Consider the following 5,362-nt stretch of genomic DNA (forward strand, 5'->3'; position numbering starts at 1 on the left):
GAGGTCTCCCACCATGAGAGTGGGTAAGGCTCCCGGTAGACGACCGGGTTGATAGGCCGGAGGTGGAAGCACGGTAACGTGTGGAGCTGACCGGTACTAATAGGCCGAGGACTTGACCACAAAGCATAATGCTTTGGTGTGTGCTGCGCTCTGTTACTCTTCGCCGGGTCCGGAGCAGCGCCACATCAAAGAAATTTCTTGCTCGCGTCCACTACGCAATTCTGAGACAGCAAACACGCCCGCACGGGTCTGTGATTGATTGTTTCATAGTGTTACGGCGGTTATGGCGGGAAGGAAACACCCGGTTACATTCCGAACCCGGAAGTTAAGCTTCTCAGCGCCGATGGTACTGCACTCGCGAGGGTGTGGGAGAGTAGGTCGCCGCCGGACAATCTTTTGGGGAGGGCCCCACGTATCCTTCGGGTACGTGCGGGCCCTTTCCGCATTTCAGAGGGGGGTTCCCGGCTGTTGCCGGGGACCCTTTTTGCATTTCTGGCGCCGGCGGGTCGTGTCTGTGCGGCGTGTTTTCTGCTGGCAGGTGAGTGGCAGGTGGGTGAGTGTCATCCTGCATTGGACATCCCTGCCGATCACCCTCGGGATCGAACGCCTCTTGCCGATCACCTCAAGCCGGACACCACTCCAAGCCGGACCAACGCGGAGCTGACCAGCGCCAATCCGAGCCGTCGCAGGTCCCGGCGGCGTGTCCAGGCGTAGTACGAGTGAGGGCGGGCCTGTCCGTGCTCTCATCAGCAACCCCAACGCCCCCGCGGCGATCCCGCATATCCGGGGAGTGCTCATCATGCTGGCGAGGCAGCGTCCCGGGCTGATGGTGTGACCGAGGATTCCACATTGTCTGAGGGGATTGAGCGGCAGGTGTTGTTCGAGGGCTCGGGCGAGTGGGCATGGATCGAGGCGCACGGGAGTGCCTCCCGGCACGAAACGGGGTGATGGCGCAGCGATGAGTCCGCCGGCGTCCACAGGTCTACCTTCCACCGAGACAACCGACTGACTCATCGGGAGCAAGTCATGGGCCTCATCCACATCGAGATGTTGCGACGCTCGACCTCGTCGGGCAGGTGCCCGGCGGGCCCGAGGAGGACCCGGAGGGGTTCCCGTTCGGCGGCTGGCAGGCGCCGCTGCTGGACGAGGTCGCTGGAGCGCAGGTCGGCGCCGCGTACGAGGGCACGGACGCACTCCTGCTCGGCCGCCGGACCTACGACATATTCGCCGCCTACTGGCCCTATCAGGAGGGCGGCGAAGACAACGAGATCGCGGCACTCTTCAACAGGGTTCCCAAGTACGTCGCTTCCCGGGGCAAGCCGGACCTCTCGTGGGCCGGGTCCACGCTGCTCGGCCCGGATCTGGCCGGCGCGGTGCGTGAGATCCGTGACCGGCACGAGCACGTGAAGGTCGTCGGGAGCCTGAATCTGGTGCAGACCCTGCTGCGGGAGAAGCTGTTCGACCGTCTCGACCTCTGGGTGCATCCGATCGTGCTCGGCGTCGGGAAGAAGGTGTTCGACGGTGGTGCGGTGCCCACGAACCTCACCCTCCTCGAACCGCCGGTCGCCAGTGGGAAGGGCACCGTGTACCTGCGTTACGGCCTGGACGAGGGCACGCCTGGGACGGGGGACATGGCTGCACCCGATCGCGGCGTCGGGCACGGCGACTGAGGGCGGCGGCTGGCTGAGGGCGGCGGCTGGCTGAGGGCGGCGATGGCCGACGCTCGGAGACGACCGCACTGTTGAGGATTGGGCCGCATGGGGCTCCCTCGAAGGCAGAGGGTCGGGCTGGTACAGCTGGTCGTAGAGAGGGTGAGGTTACGGGCGGGCGCCGCTGGGATTTGTTGCGGTGCTGGCTGGGATATCGTTCCTGTCGCCGTTGCCCATAGCGGCGAAATGGGCGCTATCGTCGGCCCGGGCGGTGGTCGGCGCGTCCCATCGTGACCCTCCCTCTCACGGGCTGAGGTCGCTGCCCGGGGTGTGGGCGGGTCCGGCCCAGGTGGTGAGGAGTTGTACGGCGGCCTCGGTGGCGCTGCCCTCGACGGGGACGAGTACGACGAGTCGTTGCCGGGAGTCGGCGGCCGGGACGAAGTGCTCGTAGCTGAACGTCACCGTGCCCAGAGCGGGATGCCGGAAGCTCTTCAGCCCGCGAGTCCGGGCGCTGACGTCGCGGGCGCCCCACAGCAGGCGGAACGTCTCGCTGCCCTCGTGCAGTCGGCGAATCAGCCGGGACAGCCGCCTGTCGCCGGGGTGCAGCCCGGCGGTGACGCGCAACTGTCCGGCGGTCGCGGCGGTGACCTCGTCCCAGTCGACGTAGAAGTTCCTGCTGCCGGGGTCGAGGAACAGTTGCGCGGCCAGGTTCGGTCGCTCCCCATCGGTGGAGGGCGCTAGGAGGAACAGGCGGGCGGCCACGGCGTTGGCGGCCAGGACGTCGAACCGGTCGTCGATCACGAGGGCAGGTGTGTGGATCAGGTCGAGCATCCGCTGGAGATCGGGCCGGACGGTGTTGGACGGCGGCCCGGCTTTCCCTGCCAGCCCCGCTTTCTTCGGCCCCGTCTTCCCAGGCGCGGCCTTGTCGGGCCCAGCGCTCCCACGCGCGGCGCTGATAGGTCCGGCGTCTCCAGGTACGGCGCTGTTGGGTCCGGTGTGCTCAGGTACGGCCCCCTTAAGGTCGGACTTCTCGGGAATGGCCTGCTCTGGGTGGGGGCGGCGGTTTCGTACGGCCAGGACGCGTAGGTGGCCGCGTTCGACGTCGTCCAAACGAAGGGCGGTGACCAGGGCGTCGAGCACCTCGGGCGACGGATGGGCGGCCCGGCCCTGCTCCAGCCGCTGGTAGTACTCCACGCTGATGCCGGCGAGCTGGGCGACCTCCTCGCGGCGCAGCCCCGGCACCCGCCGTCGTCCCGCGGCGGCCAGGCCCGCGCCCGCGGGGGTGAGCCGCGCCCGGCGCGAGCGAAGGAAGGCGGCCAGCCCGTCTCGATCAGCCACGATGTCCAGTATGCCGCTCGGGCGGCGCGCCAGGGTGGCCCTGTCGGTACCCGTAACGGCTGGGCCTGGGACGCCGGCTCCTCTCCCGCCAGGCTGGCAGCCAGCCACCGGATCGTACGAGAAGGAGATCACGATGTGTCATGACCTCGACAGCCGGCCGCCGGCCGCGCCGATCGTCACCGGCGGGGTGGCCGAACACGGGCCGCTGGAGATCGGCGTCGGCGACGGCAACCGCTTCCTCGCCTACCGGGCCGCCCCGCAGGTGCCCAACGGCCGAAACGTGCTGCTGCTGCCCGACGTGCGCGGTCTGCACCCGTTCTACAAGAGCCTGGCGCAGCGCTTCGCCGAGGCGGGCTTTCACACGCTGGTCATGGATTACTACGGGCGCAGCGCCGGCACCACGTCCCGCGACGGCTCGTTCGACGGGCGTTCGCACATGGAACTGCTCGAACCGCGCCACGTCGAGACCGACGCCGCCGCTGCCGCCGCCGCGATCCGCGCCTGGCATCCCGGGCCGCTGTTCACCGTCGGCTTCTGTCTCGGCGGCGGCTACTCCTGGCGGTTGGGAGCGGCTGAGCTCGGCCTGGCGGGAGCCGTCGGCTTCTACGGGCCGCCCAGGTTCGTCGGTGATCGGGCCGAGCAGCCGTCCGCGCCGCTGCTCATGCTGCTCGCCGGGGACGACGTGGCCACCACCCCGGCGGAGTTCGGCGCGCTGACCGCCACCTTCGACCAGGCGGGCAAGACCTACGAGAGTCACGTGTACGAGGGGGCGCCGCACTCGTTCTTCGACGACTCCTTCGACCAGTGGCGGGAGGCGTGCGCCGACGCGTGGCACCGGCTGCTGGCCTTCATCGCTCGCCACGGCGGGACGGCGGCGCCGTGAACGAGCGGTACGCGGCCGGGCTGGCGCGGCAGGCGGAGCTCGGCGGACCGGGGGCGGTCCGGGCCGGGGTGTACGACGCGCTCGCCGACATCGCCCCCGACCTGTCCCGGCTCGCCGTCGAGTTCGCCTACGGCGACATTCATGCCAGGCCCGGGCTGGACGCGGCCCGTCGGGAACTGGTCGTGCTCGGCGTCCTGGTCGCGCTCGGCGGGGTGGAGCCGCAACTGGAGGCGCACCTGGGTACGGCGCTCAACGTCGGCGTTCGGCCTCGCGAGCTGGTGGAGGCGGTCATGCAGGCGCTGCCTTACGCCGGGTTCCCACGCGTCATCGGCGCGATGACGGTCGCCCGGCGCGTCCTGCACGCCCGCGGCCTGCTCCCCGTGTCCCCGGACCCGGCGCGGGCAGGCTGAGGCTGAGGGTCTCGGTCACGCCGGTGCCCTCGGGTGGCGGCGCGGGTGCGGAGGCCCGGTGCTGTGGTGCGGGGCGCGGCGATCCGACGGCGGTGCGAATGCGGCGGTACGGGTGCGTCGACGCGAATGCGGCGCGGTGGCGCGGTGTCGCGGGGTGTAGTGATGCGGGGTGTGGTCATGCGGCGGAGGCGCTGCGGGTGCGGCCGCCGAGGCGTCTCAGCGATGAGGCGTGAGGCAGCAGATGAGGCCCGGCGCTGGTGCGGGTGGATGCGGCGGGTGAGGTGGCTGATGCAGTGAGGCAGGTGGCAGGGGAAGGCGCGCCGGGAGCGGATGAGGCGCGGGGTAGGGCGTAAAGCACTCGAAACGGGTGATGTCGAACGGCCGGGGGTGAGGCGTCCGGAAGCGGGTGATCCGCATGGACCGGAGAGTGAGGCGGATGAGGCGCTGGGAAGCGATTGATACGCATGGATGAGGCGCGTGGAAAGCGGGTGAAGTGCATGGCGCCGGTGGGGTGGGTGGCAGCAGGTGAAGCGCGTTCGGAAGCAGGCGATGCGCCCGAAAGTGGGTGATGCACAGGGCCCGAGGACGAGGCGCGTGGCAACGGACGATGCTCACGGCCCTGTGAGCGAACCGCCTGGCGGCGGTGAACTGAGTAGCAGCAGATGAAGCGCTTGGAGCCGCGCAGTGGGTGGCAGCCGGGTGAGACGTCAGGAGCGGTGAGGTGGGTGGCAGCCTGGTGAGACGCCCGGAGCGGTTATGTGGTGGCAGTGGAGAAGCGCCCGGAACGGTGAGGTGGGTGGCAGTGGGTGAGGCGCCCGAAAGGTGAGTTGGGTGAGGTGCTCAGAGTGGTGAGGTGGGTGACGCGGGTGGCGGCGCGGTGAGGAAGGCGTGGGCGAGCCGCCCTGGGCTAGCACTCAGTACCAGACCGGCTCGCCGGTGGTGCCGTGTCGTTGCGTTGCCTGCGTTGCATTACGTGCGTCGCGAATACAGGTGGGTGTGCGGGCTGTAGGTGGTGCATGGGATGTGAGTGGGTGTGCTGGTGTGAGTCGGGTTGGGGGGTGGGAGCGCCTGTCGCGTTAGGG

Annotated in this window: 4 protein-coding genes and 2 rRNA genes; 5 read left to right on the plus strand and 1 reads right to left on the minus strand. The window is 69.5% G+C overall.

Annotated elements, in window-relative coordinates; all coding sequences use genetic code 11:
• The 3 genes from HII36_RS59520 to HII36_RS53060 form a co-directional block, all read left to right on the plus strand.
• A 23S ribosomal RNA gene (locus HII36_RS59520) occupies window positions 1–120 on the plus strand; the annotation flags it as partial.
• A 153-nt stretch (window positions 121–273) separates the two neighbouring features.
• Window positions 274–390, plus strand: a 5S ribosomal RNA gene (rrf, locus tag HII36_RS53055).
• A gap of 686 nt (window positions 391–1,076) precedes the next feature.
• Entirely contained in the window at window positions 1,077–1,670 is a 594-nt protein-coding gene (locus tag HII36_RS53060; RefSeq protein WP_328808303.1) for a dihydrofolate reductase family protein, read from the plus strand.
• 282 nt (window positions 1,671–1,952) lie between these two features.
• Here the strand turns inward: HII36_RS53060 and HII36_RS53065 are convergent, their stop codons facing one another.
• Window positions 1,953–2,987: a helix-turn-helix transcriptional regulator gene (locus tag HII36_RS53065; RefSeq protein WP_173531008.1), complete on the minus strand. Its 1,035-nt coding sequence runs from the start codon at window positions 2,985–2,987 to the stop codon at window positions 1,953–1,955.
• Between the two features lie 133 nt (window positions 2,988–3,120).
• On the opposite strand from HII36_RS53065, the gene HII36_RS53070 reads away from it, so the two are divergent.
• Both HII36_RS53070 and HII36_RS57605 read left to right on the plus strand, forming a co-directional pair.
• Window positions 3,121–3,870, plus strand: coding sequence for a dienelactone hydrolase family protein (locus tag HII36_RS53070; protein ID WP_173531009.1), 750 nt, complete (start codon window positions 3,121–3,123; stop codon window positions 3,868–3,870).
• Window positions 3,867–4,280 carry a carboxymuconolactone decarboxylase family protein gene (locus HII36_RS57605; protein ID WP_173531010.1) on the plus strand — a complete coding sequence of 138 codons (414 nt, stop codon included), beginning with the start codon at window positions 3,867–3,869 and terminating at the stop codon, window positions 4,278–4,280. The genes HII36_RS53070 and HII36_RS57605 overlap by 4 nt, the downstream gene beginning before the upstream one ends.
• The last annotated feature ends 1,082 nt before the right edge of the window (window positions 4,281–5,362 follow it).

The sequence above is a fragment of the Nonomuraea antri genome, from assembly GCF_013283785.1.
GTDB classification, from domain to species: Bacteria; Actinomycetota; Actinomycetes; order Streptosporangiales; family Streptosporangiaceae; genus Nonomuraea; species Nonomuraea antri.